Here is a 20,641-nt window from a genome sequence, read left to right as displayed (position 1 = left end):
CCTGGCCGGAAGTTGCAGATGCCCGTCGCGGTATGTCTGGCGCCCCGCCTGTGGGCCTCCTGCAAACCAGGCGTCGGGCGTAGAAAAGGCACAGCGAACTTCCGCGACGGATAAGCGCGGGCCGGTGGCCATGGGCAGTCATGGCTGCTGGCAGCAACGTCGACAGAGAAGATCATGATCACCGAAATCGCACATCTCACCATCGATCCGGCGAAGGCGGAGGCTTTCGAGCTGGCCGTGGCACAGGCGGCGGCTATTTTGCGGGCCGCCAAGGGCTCACACAGCATGACACTTGAGCGGGTGATCGAAGACCCGGCCCGTTATCGCCTGCGCGTGGAATGGGACAGCGTCGAAGACCATATGGTCGGCTTCCGGGAGTCCGACGGCTTCCTCCAGTGGCGGGCGCTCGCCGGCCCTTATTTCGTCGAACCGCCCTTTGTGGAGCATAGCCAGACGGTCGGCCGCTTTTTCTGATCGCGCCGCCGCATACCGCGAGGGGCAGCATCATTTTCCGGCCCGGGCAAGTGGCTCCGGGGAGGGCTTCCTAGGTTGCGGTCCTGTCCTCCCCCTTTCAGGCCGCCTTGTTCCGTGCGGACGGCCCACACAGGAAGAAACCATGTCCACTGGCTCAATCACATTCGAAGTCGTGCCCAATTGGGAAAAATGTCCTGCCGGTGATGAATTCAGCCATGAGGACGTAGCCGGCGTCGCTTGCGATTCCCGGGACAGGGTCTTCCTCCACACCCGCAAGGGAGAGCGGGTGATGGTGTATGATTCAGACGGCAACTTCCTCTACAAATGGGGCGATGGCGTGTTCAATCGCGCCCATGGCATCACCATCCATGACGACCTGGTCTACTGCACCGACGATCAGGACAGCGTGGTGCGGGTGTTCGACCTAGAGGGGAATTTCCAGTGGATGCTGGGCGAACCGCGCAAGGTCAGCGATACCGGCTATGGATCGATCAAAGGCCGGAAGCCGCAGATCCATCACAATGAGTATGTGGAGCGCTCTGCGGATGGCTTCAACTGCTGCTGCAATGTGTGCATCGCGCAGAATAAGGACATGTTCGTCGCGGACGGATATGGCAATGCGCGCATCCATCATTTCTCGCCCAAAGGCGAACTGCTCAACAGTTGGGGCGAGGTGGGGACCGGCCCGGGCGAATTTCATCTCCCCCATGGCATCGCGCTCGATCGTCAGGAAAATGTGATCGTCTGCGACCGCGAGAACGACCGCCTGCAGTTCTTCGACCGCTCCGGCAAGTTCATCGCCATCTGGGATGACGTGCTGCGCCCGACGGACGTCGTGGTGGACGACGAGGGGCTGATTTACGTCTCCGAACTCTGGCGGCCGATGGAAGCCGGCCAAGGGTCTTTCACGCATGGCTTTGCGGACAGGGATCTGCCCGGCCGCGTGACGGTGTTTGCGCCGCAGGGCAATATCGTCGCGCGATGGGGTGCCGATTCCAACGCCCGCTCGGCCCCGGGCAACTTTATCGCGCCGCACGCCCTGGCGCTGGATTCGCAAGGCAGCCTCTATGTGGCCGAGGTTTCGGTCTCCTTTGGCTCCGGCTTCAATCGCATCGCGCGCGAGGCGTGCATCGATCACCAGATCCAGAAGTTCCGCAGGGTCGATCGCTGATGGCGCTGCCGCTGCTCGCAAACCTGGTTTGCGGAAGCCCCCATCGCAATCACGACTTTGATTACGCCCGGATCAACCTGGCGCAGGCGCTGTATGATGCCGGCGGCATTCGCACAGATTGCTTCATCGATTATGAGAATGTGGATGCATGGGCGCGCTGCGACATGGTTGTCAGCTACACCTCGCAAGTGCCGGTCTCGGAAGCGGCGTCGAGCGCCATGCGGGCCTTTCTGGAGCGCGGTGGACGCTGGTTCGCGCTCCATGCCAGCAATTCGGTGGGGGACAATCAGACTGTGCCGCAGATCATGGGCACGCGGTTCATAACGCACCCGCCCTTTCAGCGGTTCCGGGTAGACACCGCTCGTCCGGAAGACCCGCTGCTCGAGGGGATTGCGCCCTTCGAGATCGACGACGAGCTCTACTGCGTCGAGACGGTGCGCGATGATATCGAGGTTCTGTTGCAATGCCACTGGGGCGGCGAGGCCTTTGGCGGGCGCATGATGGAAACCAAGAATTGGCCGTTGATGTATCGGCGCCATGTCGGCGAGGGTGGCCTGCTGTATCTGGCTCTGGGGCACGCCAATCGCCCCTATGACAAACCCTTTGCGGATCGGCCCGACCAGCCCGATCATCGCGGCCCTTGGCAGGACCCCGTGTTCAAGACGTTGATCCAGCGCGGCGTGGAGTGGGCCGCGCGGCGGCGTCCTTTCGCCTAGAGCAGAGCCGGTGCTTCAGGCGCCGGGGCCGTTCCGCTCCAGTACGTCCTCATCCAAGCTTAGCCCGAGGCCGGGCCGATCGGACAGGATCAGATCGCCATCCTCGACCTGCAGCTTCTCGCGGAACAGCGGTTGCGCCCAAGGGACAAGACCCACGATCAATCCATTTGGGACGGCGGCGATTGCATGGCTGAGTGTTTCAGGCGCGAGGTGGTTCACCACGGGCAGTCCGTAGGCCTGCGCCATATGGGCGACCTTGAGGAAGCCCGTGAGCCCGAGGTCCTGGTCGATCATCACATAATCGCTGCCGCGCTTCTCCATCAGGGCGCGAAATTCGTGGGGGTGCTGGAACACTTCGCCGGCGCAGATCGCCTGCCTCGTGTTGGCCCGCACGAAGGCCATGCCGTCATAATCATAATAGGCGACGGGGTCTTCGATCCAATAGAGATCGTCCGCCTCCGTCTCGCGCGCGAAATGCAGCGCCTGCTTGGCTGTCCACTGAAAATTGCCATCGACGATGATGCGTACGTCCCGCCCGGCGCATGACCGCACGAAGTGGACATGCTCGATTGCCGTCGCCAGCGGGGCGAAGCCGACCGGACATTTGATCGCCCGAAACCCCCGGCCAAGGAGGTCGGCGATGTGGGCGGCGAGCGCGTCCTTGGGCGGCCCGGGCATCAGTCCCCAATTGGCGGACACGGGCAACCGGTTGCGAAACCCGCCCATCAGTTTCCAGACCGGCTGACCGACCGCCTTTCCCTTGATGTCCCAAAGGGCGACATCGATTGCGCTGGCGGCGCGCAACTCCAGCCCGCTGACCGGCGCGCCGAGGAGGGGGCGTGTGAGCCGGTCGTGAATGGGTTCGACCTCCGCCTCATGCCCTATGAGGCTCTCGACCATCGCTTCGATCAGCAGAATGAGGGGCTTGAGCGTGCGCGGGTTCACCCGGCTGACAGAGCCGATGCCCTCGATGCCTTGGTCGGTCATCAGGCGCACCACGATGTGCGTTCCCGCCATCACGCCTTCGAAATTGACCGTCGCACCCATCACCTTGCCGCCGGTGATCTTCATGCCGCTCTCCCGTTCGACCCCGGCACCGTGCCCAGAGTTCGGGCGCCTGTCTGCATCGCCGGTGGGGCGCGGGCAATAAAGAGCCGACTGTCCCGGCCAATCCGCAAGGCAAACTTCCGAAACGGATAAGTGCGCGCAGGCCCACCTCATATGGTTTAGGTCCCGAGGCAAAGAAAAGCGGGGTTCAGGAGGGTGAAATGCGGAAGGCTATTAGCAAGAAGGCGGGGATGATGTTGACCGGCATGTTGCTTGCGACGGTGAGCGCCGGCGCAGCGGCGCAGGCGCAGCAGACCCAAGGCACAACCGATCGGGCCAGCACGGCGGGGAATGGCCTTTCCGATATCGTCGTGACCGCCACCCGGCAGCAGACCAATGTGCAGGATACGCCGATTGCGATCACTGCCGTCACGGGCGACACGCTCGCCACACGCGGTATCCAGTCGGCAGCGGAGATTTCGCAGGTCGTGCCCAACGCCACCTTCTCGCGGGCGCAGGGTGCCTTCGGCCCGGGGGTAACGACCTATATTCGCGGCATCGGTTCGCGCGATACGAGCCTGGCCGGTGAGGCCGCCGTCGCTTTCTATATCGACGACATCTACTATCCGCTTCTGCTCGGCGCCAATTTCGACTTGCTCGATCTGGAGCATGTCGAGGTGTTGCGCGGCCCGCAGGGCACGCTGTTCGGGCGCAACGCGCTCGCCGGTGGCGTCGTTCTCGTCAGCAAGCAGCCCAGCCTTACCGAGGCCTCCGGCTTCGTGGACGTCACGGTCGGCGCTTACAAGCGCCGCGATTTCCGCGCCGGGATCAACCTGCCGATCGTGGCGGACAAGCTCGGCATGTCGCTCTCCGTTCTCTCCAAGAAGCGCGACGGATTTGTGAAGCGGCTTGATTTCCGGTGTCAGATGGAGGCCAATGGCACGCCGCAGCTGGCGGGACGCATCCCCTATGTCGACCAGACGCTGGCCTCTTCTCCCAACAACCGGCCCGATGATTGTCAGGTCGGGACGCTGGGTGGCGAAGACGTGCGCGCGGTGCGAGGCGCGTTGAAATTCCAGCCGAGCGACGGCATCCGCTTCACTCTGTCCGCCGATTATATTCAGGATCAGTCGGAGAATGTCGCCGATACTCTGATCGCGACCAATGCCTCTCGCGCCGCGACGCGCGCGTCCTGGGTCGGGCAGGCCAACCTGCTGGGCGTGGCCTATGATAACAGGTTTCTGACCGGCAACCGCTTCTCCACTTATGCGACCTATTGCGATCCGGTTGGCGCCGGTACGGTGGTTGCCGGCAGCACCTTCTACAACGGCAATCCCAATCATGGCGGGGTCTGCTACAGCCCGCGCGTGGATGTCGTGAACTGGGGCGTTTCCGGCAAGCTGTCCATCGACCTGACGAGCGATATCGAATTCACCGGCATCCTTGGCTATCGCAATTTCAGCGACACGCATGCGTTCGATACCGATGGCTCGCCGTTGGTGCAGGAACACACGCTGGCGACGATCACCTCCCGATATATCAGTGCGGAAGCCCGGCTTTCCGGGCGCCACCAGTGGCTGGATTGGGTTGCCGGTGTCTTCCTGTTCGATGCCGATGGCCGCAATCGGGCCGTCACCTACTCACCGTGGAACGGTTTCCTCAAATATCAGAACACGACCTACGAGCCCACCAGCAAGGCGGTGTTCGCAAATGTCACTGTGCGTCCGTTCGAGCGCCTGTCCGTCGTGTTGGGCGGCCGCTACTCGAAGGATGCGAAGGAGGTCCATTATTCCAATCTGGACGATCGCGATCCCGGCAACTCCAACTTCTCCCAGAACCTGACGTTCAATGTCAAACCCGAGGAGAGCCGCTTCGACTGGAAGGCCGGGCTGACCTATGAACTCAATGCCCAGACCATCGCGTATGTGTCGGCGGCCACCGGCTCGCAAGCCCCTGGCTTCAATGGGCGGCCGCTGCAGCCTTCGCAGAATCAGCAATATCCCGGCGATCGCACGCAGGCCTATGAACTCGGCATCAAGACCGAGTTTCTCGACCGACGGGTGCGCCTGAACGCGGTGGCCTTCTACACCGATTACAAGACGCGCATCTTCGGCCTAAGCGGTCAGGAAGCGCAGATCGGCACCAACGGTGGCCCATTGCCGGGCACACAGATCGTCATTCCCGATGTCGCTAATGGCAATGGCATTACCACCTGTCGTGCCCGCACCCCTGCGGAGGCTTCAGCCGGTCAGGGTGTGCAGTGCATTGGCCGGACGTTCTTCGTGAACCTGCCGGGCAAGGCCAAGGGCTTCGAGCTGGAACTCGAGGCGAGGCCGGTCGAGGGCCTGCTGATCAACGGGTCGCTTGGCTATTCGCAGTTCACATCGCCGGATCTGAATGCGCCGGGTCGCATCACCAATCGCCTGACCGCAGTGGGGATCGGCATTCCCGAATGGACGGCCAATGCGGGGATCGAATACCGCGTGCCCGTCGCGTCGCTGGCCGGCTCGGTCACCCCGCGACTGGACTGGTTCTACACCGGCAGCATTCCGTTTGATGCGGTCGATCCCGCCTATTTCCAGAAGGCCTATTCGACCTTCAACGGACGCCTGACGTACCAGAATGACGATCTTGGCCTGTCCGTCTCGCTGGGTGCGACGAACCTCACCAACAAGGCCTATTATCGCAACTACTTCATCTACAGCAGCATCGGTTTCGCCAGCAGCCAAGGCCAGCCTGCCGCGCCGCGGGAGTGGTACCTCAAGGTCAGCAAGACTTTCTAATTCAACGCCCAGTCCTCGCCGGCAGCGCTGGCGAGGACCGCCATGGAGATTGATTTGATATGAGACGTTCTACCGACCACATTCTGAGCAGCCACGGCGGCAACTTGCCCCGGCCCGCCAAGCTGGACGTGCTGCTGGCGAAGGCCGACGATCATCGCGCCGAGATCGACGAGCAACTGCCGCTGGCGGTGCAGTGGGTGGTGGACAAGCAGATCGCGTGCGGTGTCGATATCGTCAACGATGGCGAATATGTCAAAGCCGCCAATATGGGCCATTATGTGGGCTATATTCAGGCTCGCATCACCGGCTTTGGACAACGCGAACGGCCCGAAGGCCTCGCACCCAAACGCGCATTTGTGGCCGAGCGGGATCGCCGCGATTTCCCCGGCTTCTATGAATCCGGCCTGTGGTTCGCCGGCTCGGGCGGCCCGGTGCGTCCCGGCTTTTCCAAGCCCGGCGTCGTGCCCCAGCCCTCGAAGACGGAAGCGATCTGCGATGGGCCGGTCACCTATATCGGTCAGGAAGCAATCCAGAAGGATATTGCGGCGCTCAAAAAGGCGCTGGTCGGCAAGGATGGCGCGGACGGCTTCATCGCGGCGCTCGGCCCGCTCAGCCTCGGCGCCGGCACCCGCAACCTGCATTATCGGGACGAGCGCGACTATATGATGGCGGTCGCGGCGACCATGCGCGAGGAATATAAGGCGATCACCGACGCGGGCCTGATCGTTCAGATCGACGAGCCGGAGTTCGCGACGGCGTGGATGTTCCACCCCGACTGGAGCGTCGAGGAATATCGCGATTATCTGCGCTTCTGCGTGGAGGTCATCAATCACGCGCTGGAAGGATTGCCCGAGGAGCAGGTCCGTTTCCACATGTGCTGGGGCAGTGGCCACCGTCCGCATGTGCACGATATCGGCTTTGAGCACATCGCCGACCTGATGCTGATGATCAACGCGCAGACCTACACGTTCGAGGCGAGCAATCCGCGCCATGCTCACGAATATCGCGTGTTCGAAACCCTCAAACTGCCCGATGGCAAGATTCTCGCGCCGGGAGTGGTGGGGCATTATACCGATCTGGTCGAGCATCCCGAACTGGTCGCGGAGCGGCTGGTCAACTTCGCCAAGTTGATCGGCATGGAGAATCTCCACGCCGGCACCGATTGTGGCATCGGGTCGCGCGTGGGGCATGAGGAGATCGTCTGGGCTAAGCTGTCGGCCATGGCGGAAGGCTGCCGCATCGCCAGCAAGCGCCTGAAATCCTGATTTGCGTATGGATGCCGAGTCACGAGGATCAAACATGGTGGATCAAGGCGATCGCAGCGTATTTCTGGTGACCGGCGGAAGCCGGGGCATTGGAGCTGCCATCGCACGAGACGCCGCCAAGGCGGGCTACCATGTGTTGCTCACCTATGCCGGCCGAACGGACATGGCAGCGGCCGTGGTGGATGCCATTCGGGCGGAAGGTGGAAGGGCGCAGGCGGTCCAGGCGGATACTGGTGTTGCCGGCGACATCACCACGCTCTTTGCGGCCGTCGATCAGGTCGGCCCGCTGGCGGCGCTGGTCTATAATGGCGGCATCGTCGGTGAATCCTCGGCACTTGTGGACGCGAGCGACGACCTGCTGGCCAAGGTGGTGGATGTCAATCTCACCGGCGCCTTGCTGTGTGCGCGCGAGGCCGTGCGTCGCATGTCCACCGCGAACGGCGGGGGAGGAGGCTCGATTGTGCTGATCTCGTCGCGCGCTGCGCTCTATGGGGCGCCCGGCGAGCATGTCTGGTACGCGGCCACCAAGGGCGGAGTGGACAGCCTCGTACTGGGGCTCGCGCGCGAAGTCGCTCCGCAGGGCATTCGTGTCAACGCGGTGTCGCCCGGGCCGATCGACACCGAAATTCATGTCCCGGGGAAACTGGACCGGATCGCCTCGGCCTTGCCGATGCGCCGGGCCGGTCAGCCCGAGGAAGTCTCCGCCGCCGTCATGTTCCTGGTTTCCGACGCGGCCTCTTATGTGGCCGGGGCCAATATCGCCGTGGCCGGCGCGCGGTGACGAGCGCTTAAATCCGTCATTCCGGAGTGGGGCTTATGCGCGCCCCTCCGGGGGGCGCTTTTCTAAGATTTACTGCAACAGGGCCGGTTCGGCGCGCTCCGTCGCGTGTTTTAGGCGATACTGGCTGGGCGCCATGCCAAAATGCTGGCGAAACGTGCGCGTGAAATGCGGGGCGCTGTTGAATCCCCAGCTGAACGCAATCTCCGTAATGGATCGGCCCCGCCAGCGCTCGTCGCTGAACTGCCGCGCGCATTCCTCCAACCGCCGACGAAGGATATAGGCCGAGGGGGACTCATCGCTTACGGCGAAGATCATGCGAAGATAGCGGTCCGATAGTTTAAGCCGTTCCGCCACGAGCGAGGGAGAGAGCGACGGGTCGCGCAGATTTTCCTCGATGAAGAGGCGGACTTTCCAGAAGCGACGCTCCATTAGCGATGTCGCAGATGACGGCTCGTCCATGACTTCCGCATAGGCCGTGGCGAGCACATCGAGCAGATGCGTGGCCACGCGCTCGTTGAAGTGGAGACCGGGCCTTGTTTCGAGCTTGGCGGAGAGATCCTTCGCCATTGCCAGCGCGGTGGATGTCAGCCCCACATCGCCAGGAATCCGCTGGCCATAGAAGCTGTCGGGCACCGGAAAAATCTGTCGGATGGCGGTTGAGTTCACCCGGATCATGATCACCTGGGTCGGCTGCCCGAAGTGCAGCGTGTATTCGGCGCTGTGATCGTACATGGTGATGTCACCGGGATATAGTTCGATCTGCCGGCCATAATGGCGCAGGCTGGCCCCGCCGGACAGGACGAGGATGAAGGTCGATTGACGATCGGCGGGGGTCAATGCGCCTTCCGGCCGGGAAATTGTCACGGAGCCGCACCGCATCTGGATCAGTAACAGCGGCCCGAGTTGTTCGGCCAAAAGCATGGAGTTTGGGATGCGGCTGTGCACCGTCACCTGTGCCCGCCCGCCTTTCCAGACCACGGGCGGTGCCTGACTGGGCTCGATGGCTCTTGCTCGACGCATAAAAGACGGTCCTCTCCACCGTTTTTTCGTATTTCCTATACGATATCCTAGTTGCGCTGGCAGTCAATGGACCTGCGCAAGACGGTCCGCCACAAGCCTAGCTTTGCTGCGGCTCTCCGATCAGCCGTTCATAGGAGTTGCCGATGTGTAGCCGCATGGCGGCTTCGGCCCCGTCCGCGTCCCGACGGCTCAGCGCTTGCGCGATGAGCCCATGCTCGCGGCTGGCTTCGATCGCGACCTCGGTATTCGATTTCAGGCGAAAAATGTGGAGGTGCGCGTGCAGCCGTCCCAGCGTCTCCTGAATGATCGTATTGCCGCTGCCGCGCGCGATCATCTCGTGCAATTCCGCATCGCGATCGGCGTAGTCATCATAGCCGAAAACATGGGTCTGCGGGTCCATCAGCGCGACATGGCGTGTCAACGCGCGCATATCCGCGTCGGTCATGTTTAGCGCCGCATGTCGGGCGGCGTGCGGCTCCAGCAGCAATCGGACGGCGAAGAGATCGTCGATCTGCGTCCTGGAAAGCTGCGGCGCGCACCAATACCCGGCATAGAGGCGCCGCACGACCAGGCCGATCGCTTCCAGCATGCTCAAGGCCTCGCGGATCGGCGTTTGCGAAATGCCGAGTTCGCGGGCCAACTTGTCGATCGAGATCCGCGAGTCTGGCGGAATGCGCAGAGCCATGATGTCCGCGCGAATGATCTGGAACACGTCTTCGACCAGGCCGTGCCTGCGCTGGAGTTTGCGCCGGGCACGCACGGACGAGCGGGACGGTCGGGTGTCGGCGGCGCCTTCATCGGCAGGGAAGTCAGGGGGCAGGGTCATCGTCGGGCGTTTATAGCGTGCCGGGCCGGCGCTGTCCGGCAGAACGGCACGCCGCAGATGCTATCGCGCGTCCATGCCGGATTGGCGAAGCGGAAGTTCCGCCTGAGGCAGGTTGGAAAGGCCCGCAAACCGCGCTTCTCGGACGAGTGGGATGCAATGTGGTTTACCCGGCCATCCGTGGATGGACAATTCGCTCCGCCTGCGAACGGCAGGCAAAGGTCGCGAGGCGATAGGGGAGCAGATATGCAACTGACGAATAGAAACCGGCCCGACCGCGTGCCGGAGGATGAAGCGCCCCAACCCTCCGGGCCGAAGCCACGCTTCTACGACAGTCGCCAGAATTACCTGATGTTCGTGCACAGTTGTACCGAGAAGCTGGTGATCGCCGACCGCGTCGCGCAGGAGCTTGAGCATCTCGATCCGCAGCAGCCCGCACTGAGGTTCTTCGATGCCGGCGTTGGCGACGGCACCGTGATGTCGCGCCTACTGCGCGCCATGCACCGGCGCTTCCCGCGCCTGCCCTTCTATATGGTCGGCAAGGAGATTAGTCTCGAGGATTTGCGCCTCGCGCTCGACAAGCTGCCGGATCGCTTCGTCGAGCATCCCGAAACGGTCGTGGCACTCACCAACATCTCCTATGCCGAGGCGCCCTGGCTGCGCCGCGCCCGTCCGCAGGCGCAGAAGGCGCTGGTCTGGAAGGACGTCGCATTGCACGGCGAGACCTCTGCCGACATGGAGCAGCAGATCCAGTCTCTCATGCCGTTTCTCGCGGACCATTGGCGGATGAAGGCCAACCCCGCGACGGGCGCATTGTCGCCAGAAACGCCGACCGTGCTGCTGCTCTATCGTGAAGCCTATCGGTTCATCCTCGACCGGGTCATTCCTCGCCCGGCCGCGACACGGGCCGATTTCGATTTGGTCCTGGCGAGCCAGCCCTTTCGCCTCAAGGCCGACGTGCAGTTCAAGGCTGAGCGCGTGCTGGCGCCGTTGGCGCGGGCCTTGCGCCCCGGCGGCCGACTGATCGTGGTGCAATCCGCCGGCGACGATCCGGCCATGGAGATCATTCGCAAGGTCTGGCCGGAGGAGCAGCCCTTTCCCTACGGCCGGCAGGACCTGATCCGGGCCACGCAAGCAGCCTTGTCCGGCGGCACCGCCCATTATGCCTTCGACACGCTTTCCGATGAAGCCGCGTCGATTCGCTTCGAAATGCACGTGCTGGGCAGCGAAGGCGACCGGGATGCCACGCTCATCGGTACGTCTGCGCTTTATTCCGCCTGGATCGCCGCAACCTATGTGGCGCAAATCGAGAATGAGCGCGTGGCCGAGCAAATGACAGGACCTGGCTATCTGGCTGCCACCCGGGAGGTTCTGGCAAAGCACGGGCGCTTGTGGTTCCGGGACGAGTGTCTGGTCATCGAGCGGGTCGAGTGACGGGGGATGATGCTTGTCGCTGCGGTGTGGCGGGTTGACCCTGCCGTTTTCGTCAGAAATGCAGACGCACGGATAGGGCCAAATCGCAACCAATCACGTCTGACAGGACAGCTGGCTGGTCACTATAGAACGTCAGATCTCCTGCCCTGAGCGCTGGCGTCTCGCTCTGACGATCTCAACGCTGAGCAACCCGACGCCGGGCGGTCGCCCTCTCCTGACCGGACTTGATCTGCCACAGTGAAACGCCATTTGAGTGGCGCCGGATAGGGAGTCGGTGAACCACATGCCGAAGAACCGCTACTATAACGGCCCCGTCACCGATCATTTCGACGGTCTCCGCTTTCACAATTTGCGCGACGAACCAGAGACGGACCGCTCACTGCGGGACGTGATGCGCTGGAAGCGCAACGTCCCCGATAACCCCTGGCCCAAGTCGGTCGCGGTGAAGCCTGTCGTGCCGGACGAAAGAGTCGATGGCCTGCGTGTGACGATGATTGGCCATGCCACGCTGTTGATCCAGATCGGGGGCTACAATCTCGTTACAGACCCCGTTTGGTCCGATCGCGCCAGTCCGCTTTCGTTCGCCGGGCCTCGGCGCATCTGCGCGCCCGGTGTTGCGCTGGCGGACCTTCCCCCGCTCGACGCCGTGTTGCTCTCCCACAATCACTACGATCATCTCGACATCGCGACGCTCGAAGCGATCCACAGTCGTCACCATCCGCTGATCGTCACGCCGCTGGGCAACGACGATATCGTCCGCAAGCACATTCCGGCTGCCCGCTTCGGCGTGGGAGATTGGGGCGACAGCATCGAGGTTGCGCCGGGCCTCAAGGTCCACATCGTGCCCGCACTCCACTGGTCGTCGCGCGGCTGGCGCGACCGGCGCATGGCCTTGTGGGCGGGCTTTGTGATCGAGGCGGCCGGCAGGCTCGTCTACTTCGCCGGGGATACCGGCTATGGCACCGGCGGCATCTTTCGGCGAATGCGCGACCGTTTTGGCGCCATGGACCTCGCGATCATTCCAATCGGCGCCTATGATCCGCGCTGGTTCATGGCCGCCCAGCACACCGATCCGGAGGAAGCGATCCAGATCATGCTGGACCTTGAAGCACGAGCCGCCATCGGCATGCACTGGGGTGCCTTCAAGCTCACCGACGAACCATGGGACGAACCCCGGACGCGCCTGCAGGCCGGCCTGGTCGCGAGAGGGATCGATCCCGCCCGGTTTCCGGCGCTCTGGCCGGGGGAGACTCGAGACCTGTGATGGGGGGCTGTCGAACGCTACAGCACACGCCCTGTCCTTGGGGGTGCTGATATCAGGCCGTGGGCGGAGTCAGAAAGCTACACGTTTCGCCAATTGCTGAGGCCTGCGCGATTCACCAAGCGCTACTCAGCGCTCGGCCTGTAGACCTCAACATGCAAGGCGAATGCGGAGTTCAATTCGTCAACGACGCCGTAAGGAGTATTGACCTGAGAGCTTTGAGCGTGACCGCACGTTGGACAGTTCGACTGCTGGCGTGAGCCACCCGCAGTCTATGGACCTATGGGTCGATCACGCCCCCATAGTGGTCATTCGTTGGGTGGAAACCATGCCTCGGGTCCTAAGGGAGCCTTGCCGAGCCGAGCTTGGCCGTACCCCGCTCGAATGCGGATTGCGGGTCCCTGAACATGGTCGACCGGATATGATCGCAGCCCGACAGCTTGCCGCCCAGATTTGCCCCCGCCACCCGTCTGCAATTCGACGCCTTCCTGTGTCCCCAAATCGATGGATGAGCTTGTCTTGCGAGCAGGCGATGTCGGGCCTCGGATTGTGGCTGAGCCTCCGTTCGCCGGCAATGGATTGACCCGGTCAGGCTTCCTGCAATGACCGCTAAAAAGTTGCGCTATTTGTCGGGCAGACTCTCGAGCCGTACAGCCGCGGCTATGACGTTGCACTCTTGTCCCGCCCCTATGTTGCAGGCGGCCCGCGTAAGCGGACCGCCTGTCGTCTTCAGAATTGGACGCGGACGCCGCCGTTTACGCGGTAGCTGCTTTGCGAACCGGCATTGCCGTCCAGGTTCAGCTGGACCTTCTGGCTCAGCCGCATCTGGAGACCCAGGCCGCCGAAGACGCGGTCCTGCGCCAGGCCCGGCGTGCCCACGGATACGACGATCGGGTCGAACGCGCCATCAGCGACCACCTTGGTGAAGTCGTCGCCAAAGTCGTGGACGTAGCCAACCTTTGCGTAGCCGGTGAGCGCCGATGCGAACGCATAACCCAGCTTCGCGTCCAGCTTTGCCACAGCATCGTGGCGTTTCATCCGCCGGATGTTGAATTGATCCAGGCCCGCAGTCGACACCCGCTCGGAAAACGCGTCGCGCAGCTGCCGCAGGCCCAGCACCTCGGCCGTTGCATCGAAGCTAATGCGGCCTTGGGTCGTCACGTACTGGACGCCACCGCCATACATCATCACCGAACCGCCAACCGACGAGAAGGCTGCGCTGCCGCCCAGGATCGACCGGTCGCCCTTGGTCTTGAAGTCACCATAGACGAACCGACCCAGAACGCGGAACGACTGGTCGCCGTCCAGAGGCAGCGATACGCCGAGGCCGAACTGGTTGCCGTCCAAGTCCGCGTTGATCGTTTCGTTCTGGAAGCCGCCCGTGTTGTGGCCGTACCACAGGCTCAGCTGGGCAAAGGGCAGGTCGCGGGCAAAGCCGATGTTGAACGCCGTGTCGTTGAAGCTGTTGCGCTGGTATCCTGCAGCTGTCGTACCCTTGAGGCTCTGATGCTGGACCGACCCCGTGGCGATCGTCTTGCCGGGTGACAGTCGATCATAATCGCCCAGTTCAGGCAGATTATTAAGAGCCGCCACCTTCATCGCGTCGGCAATGCCGCCATAGCCGCCGGGCGACCAGCGGGTCAGCACGGCTTCCAGGGCAGCTGTTCCGCCGGTCGCCAGGGCAGACGTCAGCGATCCGAGCAGATTGCCGCCATAATATTGGGACACGCCGCCATTGTTGCTGACAAGGATGCCTTCCATTGCTGCCTGCCCGACAGGGCTGGCAGAAACGGCTGCGGCGAAGCTGGCAGGGGTATAGCTGCCAAGGCCGTAGAGCGTGCCGTTCGACAGGTTGAACATCAGATTCTCATTTGCATCGAGGCTGGTGACCGAACCGAACTGGCCGCTCACGCTGCCCGGCGCAAAGCTGAACAGACGGACACCCTTGCCAAGAGGAAGGACAAAGTCGTCCGACCCGCCCGAGTTTCCGACGACCATCGCTGCGCTGCCCTGAATGGTTAGTTTGCCGCGCACGATGAGTTCATCGTGGCCGCCAGCGACGCCCGCGCCGGCCAGACCGTCGACCTCCATCAAGGTGGACGAGTTGTTGGCCAGCGTGAGGTCGCTAAAGGTCATGACGCCCGGGGAGTTGCCGGGGGAGAGAATTCCCGCGCTGGCTCCACCGATGATGGTTTGACCGTTGATCGTACCATTCCCGGTCAACTGGCTGCCGCCATTGACGTAAATGACCTGACCGGTCAGCGTGCCGCCTGTACCGCCCGCGCCCATGGCGAGGCCATTGCCCAGATGGACGACGGCGCCACCGCTGGCCGTCACCGTTTTGGCCGTTGCGGTTCCTTCCAGGTTCAAGCGGCTCTCGGTGATCTGGAGGTCGGTCGTCGTCACCGAACCGGTGGCCGCAACATTGAGCGTGCTGTCCGGTTCCACGACGAAGGAGCCATCCGTTGAGTTCACTGCGCCCTCGATGGTGAGCGCGCCGCTGGCCAGCCGGATATTGCCGGTGCCCTTCATCTGGCCAAAGAAGGTGCCGCCCGTCGCCAGGGTGAGATAGTTGGCACCCAGGTCAAGCAGGCCCGACCCAGTGAGGTTGTGGATGGTCTGGTCAGCCTTCAGGGTAAGCGTGGCAATCGCGGCGATGTCCACGGTCAGTGCATTGTCGAGGATGCCTGCGTTCTGGACGGTCAGGCCGCCCTGCTCGATGCTGAGCATGATCGGTGCAAACGTGTCGACACCGCCCGCGAGCGTCAGCGTTGCCGCACCGGTCTTGGTGACCGTGCCCGAACCAAAGATGGAGCCGGCATAGGTGCCATCCTGGGTCTGGTTGATCGTCATCCCGCTTGCGCCGATTTCGATCTGCCCACCTTCGCCCGAAAGCGAGCCGACCGAGAGGCCGTGCAAGGCCGTGAGGCTGCCGGCGTTCTGCTGGTAGCTGCCGGCCACCACCAGATTGGCGTTGGCGTTAACGGTGCCTGCGTTGCGGAGGCTGCCGAACTGAGGCGTGGAGCCGGCGTTCAGCGTGATCAGGCCGCCAGCATTGTTGGCGACGAGACCAGTCACTGCGAGCGGCGATGAAGCCGTCACGGCGCCGGCATTGTCGAGGCTGGCCAACAGGGTCGATCCGGCGCCATCAAACGTCATGGTGCCGCCGGCCTGGTTGCTGACATCGCCATCCACCTGCAAATTGCCGCTGCTCGAGAAGCTACCGCTATTGGAGAGCTTGCCGGCAATACCGGCATTCGCGCCTGCGGAGACGGTAAAGCTTCCTTGGGCGCTGTTGCTGACATCGCCATTGGCGATGAGAAGCGCATTGATCGTGGCGCTGCCGCTGTTGTCGATCGTGTTCAGGCCGATCGTTGCATTGGCGGTGAGCGTCCCGGCGTTGCTGATCGACGTGATGACATCGTCGGTGCCGAGGGTGAAGGTGGCATTCTCACTCACAGATACCGCCAGCGTGTTGGCAAGAGTGCCGCCCCCGGTGGTGTCGATTTCGCCGGCCTCAATGGTGAGCGGACCAGTGAAGTCGCTCACGCCGGTCAGGGCAAGCTTCCCCGCACCCTGCTTGGTCAGCGCGCCCGCGCCGGTGATGGCGCCGGCGTGGCTGCTGTTTCCGGATTGATCGAGGATCAGCACATTACCGACCGTGCCGGTCAGGCCGCCGAGCTGGATCACGCTCTCATCGCCGCCGGTCAGGCCTGCCGTGACGATCTTGCGGGTCACCGCGCCTTCCGTGGCTTCGGGCGTTGAGCCCACCACGAAGAGCAGCCCATCGTTGTTCAACGTGCCCGCCGTAGTGAGGTCGGCCTGCATTGCAAGGACGCTGCTGTTGTCCACACTGGCTGCATTGACGTCGTTCGACATCATGAGCGTGCCGCTGTTGGCGATGGCGCCCGTTGTGGCGCCGCCGGCCAGCAGCAATCGTCCGGCGTTGGTGATCGCGCCGCTGGTCACGGCACCCTGCGCCGTCATGGTGCCATCGGCCGAGACCTGAACGGTGGTCAGCGTCTCGTCGCCTGCGAGCAGCAGTGAGCCGGCGTTGACGGTAACCGATCCGCCAGTGCTGGCGTTCATCAAGCGACCGACCTTGCCGTTGAGCTTGGTCGAAACTGTGCCGCCGCCAACGGTGATGCCGCTGAGCGTGTTGGTGGCGGTCAGATAAAGGGCGCCTGTGAAGCCATCGCTGTTCACGTCGAGCGCGCCGTTGGAGAGGACACCGTTCATGACAGCATAATCGCTGTTCGCGACATTGTCATAGACGGCAATTTTGCCGGTCCCGCCATTCATGTTGATGCTGTTGCGGAAGGTGACGATGCCGGTTGCCTCGGCCGCATCGGAGCCGAACATGAGTGTTTGGCCGTTCGCGAGGAACCCGCCCGCGTTCCAGTACAGGGTCGGGCCAACGCCGGAGTTCAGCGAACCCAGGTTGACGGTCAGGCCCTCCGCGGTTGCGGCAAAACCGCCGCTGCCCTTGGTCGCACCCGTCGAGTCTGTCCATGAGATCTGGCTCGGGTTGAACCCGACCGAGCGGATGAAATTGCCCGAGGTGAGGAGCACGCCGGCGTTCGTGAGGCTGAGGTCATTCTGCCCCGACGCGCCGATCGTGCCGGCACCGCTGAACAGGATGTGGCTCGATGCGTGGATGCCCACGCCATCGTCGGCCCGCAATGTGCCGCCATTGATGTCGGTGGTGCCGCTATAGGTGTTTGCCGCCTGGAACTGAACCAGACCGCCACCCGCAATGCGGATGCCTGCGCCGTTCCCGGCCGCAAGGCTGGTTCCGGAGATGCTGGTGGCGCTGTCGTCCGCAATCGAGTCCCGGAAAGTGATGGTGTTTCCGACACCGGGGGACAGCGTGACGGAGGAACCGCGCATCATGAAGAGCGCGCCACCCGCGGACTGGCCTGCCGCACCACCATTGGTGCTTGAGCCGCCCACAGACGAATTGTTCTCGAAGATCGAGTTACCCTGAATGAACAGCGTGCCGCCCTCGCGGACGAAAATGGCACCGCCGAAGCCGGAACCGCCGCCGCCGCCAACACCAGCCGACGAGCCATTGCCGGCGCCGAACCCGCCCGTGCCGCCATCGCCATCAGATCCTTCGATGCTCTGGCCGTTCTGGCCGCCAGCGCCACCCGCGCCGCCGGAACCACCGCCTGCGCCGAAGCCTCCCGTGCCGCCGTTGCCGCCGGAACCGCCTTCGCCGCCGTCCGTGATCCCGGTCGCGCCGGCACCGCCCGAGCCGCCCGAGCCGCCGGCCCCACCGCCGAAGAAGGTGCCGCCGTTGCCGCCTTTCCCGCCCTGGCCGCCACTGCCGCCATGGCCGACCTTGCCTTGCGCGAGGTCGATATTCCAGGTGACGAGATTGGCGGTGTTAAGCGCAAGCTGCACGCCGACTGCGGCGACCTCGACGTAGAATGACGCCGACAGCGCTGCTGCAGGCGGAAAGTTGGCAAGAGCCGCGGCCCCTTGCGCAATCTTCAGCCCCAGGTTGATGCCGTCCTGTGCAACCGCATTGATGAGGCTGGTGTTGAAGGGCTTGCCACTGCTGCCACTGCCACCTTTGCCGCCATCGCCGCCGGCACCGTTGGCACTTGCGCCCCCGTTATAGCCATTGGTTCCGGCGGACCCTTCGCCATCGACGAGGATGGAGTTGAAGGAACTGCCCGACTGACCGTTGCCACCGTTGGAGCCCGCGGGCGCCGAGGCGGTCAGGCCGTTCATGGCACCGCCCTTGTTGAGATTGGCTGCCTCCGGATCGATCCGGTAGGAGACGGTATTGGTTGCGGTGTCGATCGCGGTAATCACCGCGTTGGCCGGAATAGCCGAATCCCCGACCAGCAAGCTGCCAACGGTGAGGCCGGAAACCGAGGCGAGGCGGATGGTCTTTGCCCCGCTATTTACGCTCAGCACCGGATCGCTGGTGAGCACGAACTTGCCGGCGGTGATCGCCGAGACGCCGTTGGCGCCAATGACGTTGCTCAGCGTCACCTGCTTGGTATCGGGGTCGATCCCGGTGATCGTCGTACCGGCTGGAATGCCGGTTCCCGAAACGGTCTGACCCACCGCGAAGCCCGCGATGGAGCCCACCTGGATGGTCGCGCTGCCGCTCCCGTTCGAGATCAGGGGGCTGAAAGATGCCTTCAGCGACGTCACCTGCTGGAGGTCGATCGCGTTCGAAAGGGTGACGACACCGCTGTTCAGATCGACAGCCGTAACGACGGTGTTGGCCGGAACGCCAGCGCCCTGGACGGTCATGCCCACGGCAAAGCCGCCTAGCGGTCCGGTTGGCGTAATCGTGTTCGAAAGCGTCGAGCTGGAGGCCGACTGGAAACGTGTTACCGCGAAGGCCGATACAGCCGGCGTGTCGATCGGGCCGTTCGCGGAAATCGACTCATTGAGCACATAGGAAGTGACTTTGTTGTCACTGTTATAGTTGACCTGACTGACCGTAGCAGTCCGCGTGACGTTATTGGTGTCCTTGTAATAGACCGTCTGGCCCCTCATCACATCGGCAGCCGCCACCGGGGCGTTCAGAGTGACGGTGTTGCCGCCGCTCAGCAGGCCGCTGACGACGTTGGAGGAATCGATCGCGATGCCGCCTGACAGACTTATTTCATTAAGCGTCCCATAAGCGTTGCTGCCCGCGGGATTGATCTCCGTGATCGTCGCGTTCACCTGGCCGACCGAGCCGTCACCGAGCTTTTGGGCAATACCTGCGCCGGCCTGAATGAGCGTATTGTCTCCGATAGAAATGATCTTGTTGACGACGAACTGCCCGTTTCCATTGTAAGTCACGTCGCTCAATGTCGGCTGCAGAATGCTGGCAGCGGACGCATCTGCCGAGGCGCCGACGACTGAAACCGCGATCGGCGCGACCGACGACGTGGCAATTCCACCGCCTTCGCCGCCTTTGACGTGATTGTTCGCAAAGCTCACATTATTCAGCGTTAGGGTTGCGCCGCTATCAATGAAGAACACGCCGCCAAGACCGGCACCACCGCCCGAGCCGGCGCCGCCTTCGGTGCGGAAGTTGGTGTAAACCGTCTGGCGATCAGCCTCTCCGACAGCGACGCTGTTCCCGACCACGTTGCTATTGCCGGACAGCGCCGCGTTGCCGGAGACCACTTTTCCGGTGCCGTTCTGCCCATCGACGATGATCGGATCACTGCTCTGGGCAGACGCGGCGGATGAAGCCGCCACCAACAAGGCCGTGACACCGGCCGACACGAGAAACTTGGCTTGCTTATTCATGATTTCCCCCAAAGTATTGAAAAATCTAGATGTAATCGTTGCGCGCGGCAGCAGCAGGGCGTAGAGCGCCGCTTCTGCCCCGTTGGTTTTTCAGCGAGTGCTGTGGTCGATTGGCCAAGGCTTTGGCCTCAGCGCCCCCGCTGAGGCTGCCCGCCGCGTTCCAGTTGGCTGCGTGGTTGCCCAATCCGCTGTGACAGAAAGGCCAGTCTCCCTCCGCGGAAAGACTTGGGTGCTCAGCGCGATCGCAGGCGGGGCCGAGCGATGCAGGGCGCGGTGGGCGAGCGGACTGTGGCCGAGATATGTGGCTGAGGCATTGGCGCTTGTCACGCCTACCTTAGAAGGCACGGCGTATATAGTATCGCGCTGCCCGCTGCACGAAAATATGCAGGAAAGGCTGAACTCATATTTTTGTAGAGCAGGGCGCTGAAGTCTAGAGAGAGATGGCGCAACTACACGACAAGATATGTCGGGCACTTTTTGTTCCTTCGGCATCCCCGCTATCTCTTTCGAGACCGGAAGCTTTGCGTCCCATCGTCGCCGATGGTTTGCCATTGTCGGGTTTAATGCTGATTTTCTTTCAAGAAGACTCGCATTAAC

At 62.9% G+C, this 20,641-nt stretch carries 12 protein-coding genes and 1 riboswitch; of the genes, 8 read left to right on the top strand and 4 right to left on the bottom strand.

Translation table 11 applies throughout. The features are described 5' to 3' along the window. Positions 1–174 precede the first annotated feature (174 nt). The 3 genes from M2331_RS13045 to M2331_RS13035 all read left to right on the top strand — a co-directional run bounded on the left by M2331_RS13045 (position 175) and on the right by M2331_RS13035 (position 2,361). Positions 175–474: an antibiotic biosynthesis monooxygenase family protein gene (locus tag M2331_RS13045; RefSeq protein WP_181560674.1), complete on the top strand. Its 300-nt coding sequence runs from the start codon at positions 175–177 to the stop codon at positions 472–474. Between the two features lie 142 nt (positions 475–616). Continuing rightward, positions 617–1,645 (top strand): 6-bladed beta-propeller, encoded by a 1,029-nt coding sequence (locus M2331_RS13040; protein WP_181560673.1) that lies wholly within the window; start codon positions 617–619, stop codon positions 1,643–1,645. Beyond that, on the top strand, positions 1,645–2,361 hold the full coding sequence (locus M2331_RS13035; RefSeq protein WP_181560672.1) for a ThuA domain-containing protein: 717 nt from the start codon (positions 1,645–1,647) through the stop codon (positions 2,359–2,361). Before M2331_RS13040 ends, M2331_RS13035 begins: the two co-directional genes overlap by 1 nt. Before the next feature lie 15 nt (positions 2,362–2,376). Here the strand turns inward: M2331_RS13035 and M2331_RS13030 are convergent, their stop codons facing one another. Then, complete coding sequence (locus M2331_RS13030) at positions 2,377–3,432, bottom strand: mandelate racemase/muconate lactonizing enzyme family protein (RefSeq protein WP_181560671.1); 1,056 nt, start codon at positions 3,430–3,432, stop codon at positions 2,377–2,379. Positions 3,433–3,629: 197 nt separating this feature from the next. Here M2331_RS13030 and M2331_RS13025 point away from each other — a divergent pair, with 197 nt between their 5' ends. From M2331_RS13025 to M2331_RS13015, 3 genes are read left to right on the top strand one after another with little or no spacing between them, the layout of a single operon-like run. Next, the gene (locus M2331_RS13025) at positions 3,630–6,191 is read left to right on the top strand and encodes a TonB-dependent receptor (protein WP_181560670.1); all 2,562 of its coding nucleotides are present in this window, start codon (positions 3,630–3,632) and stop codon (positions 6,189–6,191) included. Between the two features lie 59 nt (positions 6,192–6,250). Continuing rightward, a complete protein-coding gene (locus M2331_RS13020) occupies positions 6,251–7,456 on the top strand; it encodes a cobalamin-independent methionine synthase II family protein (protein ID WP_181560669.1) in 1,206 nt (401 codons plus the stop codon). A 34-nt stretch (positions 7,457–7,490) separates the two neighbouring features. Further along, positions 7,491–8,237, top strand: coding sequence for an SDR family oxidoreductase (locus M2331_RS13015; protein WP_181560668.1), 747 nt, complete (start codon positions 7,491–7,493; stop codon positions 8,235–8,237). A gap of 69 nt (positions 8,238–8,306) precedes the next feature. Here M2331_RS13015 and M2331_RS13010 read toward each other — a convergent pair whose 3' ends face one another. Beyond that, positions 8,307–9,158, bottom strand: coding sequence for a helix-turn-helix domain-containing protein (locus M2331_RS13010; protein WP_264592454.1), 852 nt, complete (start codon positions 9,156–9,158; stop codon positions 8,307–8,309). A gap of 196 nt (positions 9,159–9,354) precedes the next feature. Continuing rightward, positions 9,355–10,083, bottom strand: coding sequence for a GntR family transcriptional regulator (locus tag M2331_RS13005; protein ID WP_181560666.1), 729 nt, complete (start codon positions 10,081–10,083; stop codon positions 9,355–9,357). 243 nt (positions 10,084–10,326) lie between these two features. Between M2331_RS13005 and M2331_RS13000 the strand changes: the two genes are divergently transcribed. Both M2331_RS13000 and M2331_RS12995 read left to right on the top strand, forming a co-directional pair. Next, positions 10,327–11,514, top strand: coding sequence for a hypothetical protein (locus M2331_RS13000; protein ID WP_181560665.1), 1,188 nt, complete (start codon positions 10,327–10,329; stop codon positions 11,512–11,514). 283 nt (positions 11,515–11,797) lie between these two features. Continuing rightward, positions 11,798–12,778, top strand: a complete 981-nt coding sequence (locus tag M2331_RS12995; protein WP_181561523.1) for an MBL fold metallo-hydrolase — start codon at positions 11,798–11,800, stop codon at positions 12,776–12,778. Between the two features lie 726 nt (positions 12,779–13,504). On the opposite strand, the gene M2331_RS12990 is transcribed toward M2331_RS12995, so the two are convergent. Then, entirely contained in the window at positions 13,505–20,044 is a 6,540-nt protein-coding gene (locus M2331_RS12990) for an autotransporter-associated beta strand repeat-containing protein (protein WP_181560664.1), read from the bottom strand. Between the two features lie 484 nt (positions 20,045–20,528). Next, positions 20,529–20,604, bottom strand: a riboswitch (cyclic di-GMP riboswitch). Positions 20,605–20,641 lie beyond the last annotated feature (37 nt).

Source organism: Sphingobium sp. B10D7B, from assembly GCF_025961955.1.
In the GTDB taxonomy this organism is placed as follows: domain Bacteria; phylum Pseudomonadota; class Alphaproteobacteria; order Sphingomonadales; family Sphingomonadaceae; genus Sphingobium.
This window is presented reverse-complemented; position numbering and strand designations above follow the sequence as displayed.

Excerpts from the sequence above, each read along its gene's own strand:
- M2331_RS13000 (WP_181560665.1), top strand. The coding sequence starts at position 10,327 with ATGCAACTGACGAATAGAAACCGGCCCGACCGCGTGCCGGAGGATGAA.
- M2331_RS13010 (WP_264592454.1), bottom strand. The coding sequence starts at position 9,158 with ATGCTTTTGGCCGAACAACTCGGGCCGCTGTTACTGATCCAGATGCGG.
- M2331_RS13045 (WP_181560674.1), top strand. The coding sequence starts at position 175 with ATGATCACCGAAATCGCACATCTCACCATCGATCCGGCGAAGGCGGAG.
- M2331_RS13025 (WP_181560670.1), top strand. The coding sequence starts at position 3,630 with ATGCGGAAGGCTATTAGCAAGAAGGCGGGGATGATGTTGACCGGCATG.
- M2331_RS13005 (WP_181560666.1), bottom strand. The coding sequence starts at position 10,083 with ATGACCCTGCCCCCTGACTTCCCTGCCGATGAAGGCGCCGCCGACACC.
- M2331_RS13040 (WP_181560673.1), top strand. The coding sequence starts at position 617 with ATGTCCACTGGCTCAATCACATTCGAAGTCGTGCCCAATTGGGAAAAA.
- M2331_RS12995 (WP_181561523.1), top strand. The coding sequence starts at position 11,798 with ATGCCGAAGAACCGCTACTATAACGGCCCCGTCACCGATCATTTCGAC.
- M2331_RS13020 (WP_181560669.1), top strand. The coding sequence starts at position 6,251 with ATGAGACGTTCTACCGACCACATTCTGAGCAGCCACGGCGGCAACTTG.
- M2331_RS13030 (WP_181560671.1), bottom strand. The coding sequence starts at position 3,432 with ATGAAGATCACCGGCGGCAAGGTGATGGGTGCGACGGTCAATTTCGAA.
- M2331_RS13015 (WP_181560668.1), top strand. The coding sequence starts at position 7,491 with ATGGTGGATCAAGGCGATCGCAGCGTATTTCTGGTGACCGGCGGAAGC.
- M2331_RS13035 (WP_181560672.1), top strand. The coding sequence starts at position 1,645 with ATGGCGCTGCCGCTGCTCGCAAACCTGGTTTGCGGAAGCCCCCATCGC.
- M2331_RS12990 (WP_181560664.1), bottom strand. The coding sequence starts at position 20,044 with ATGAATAAGCAAGCCAAGTTTCTCGTGTCGGCCGGTGTCACGGCCTTG.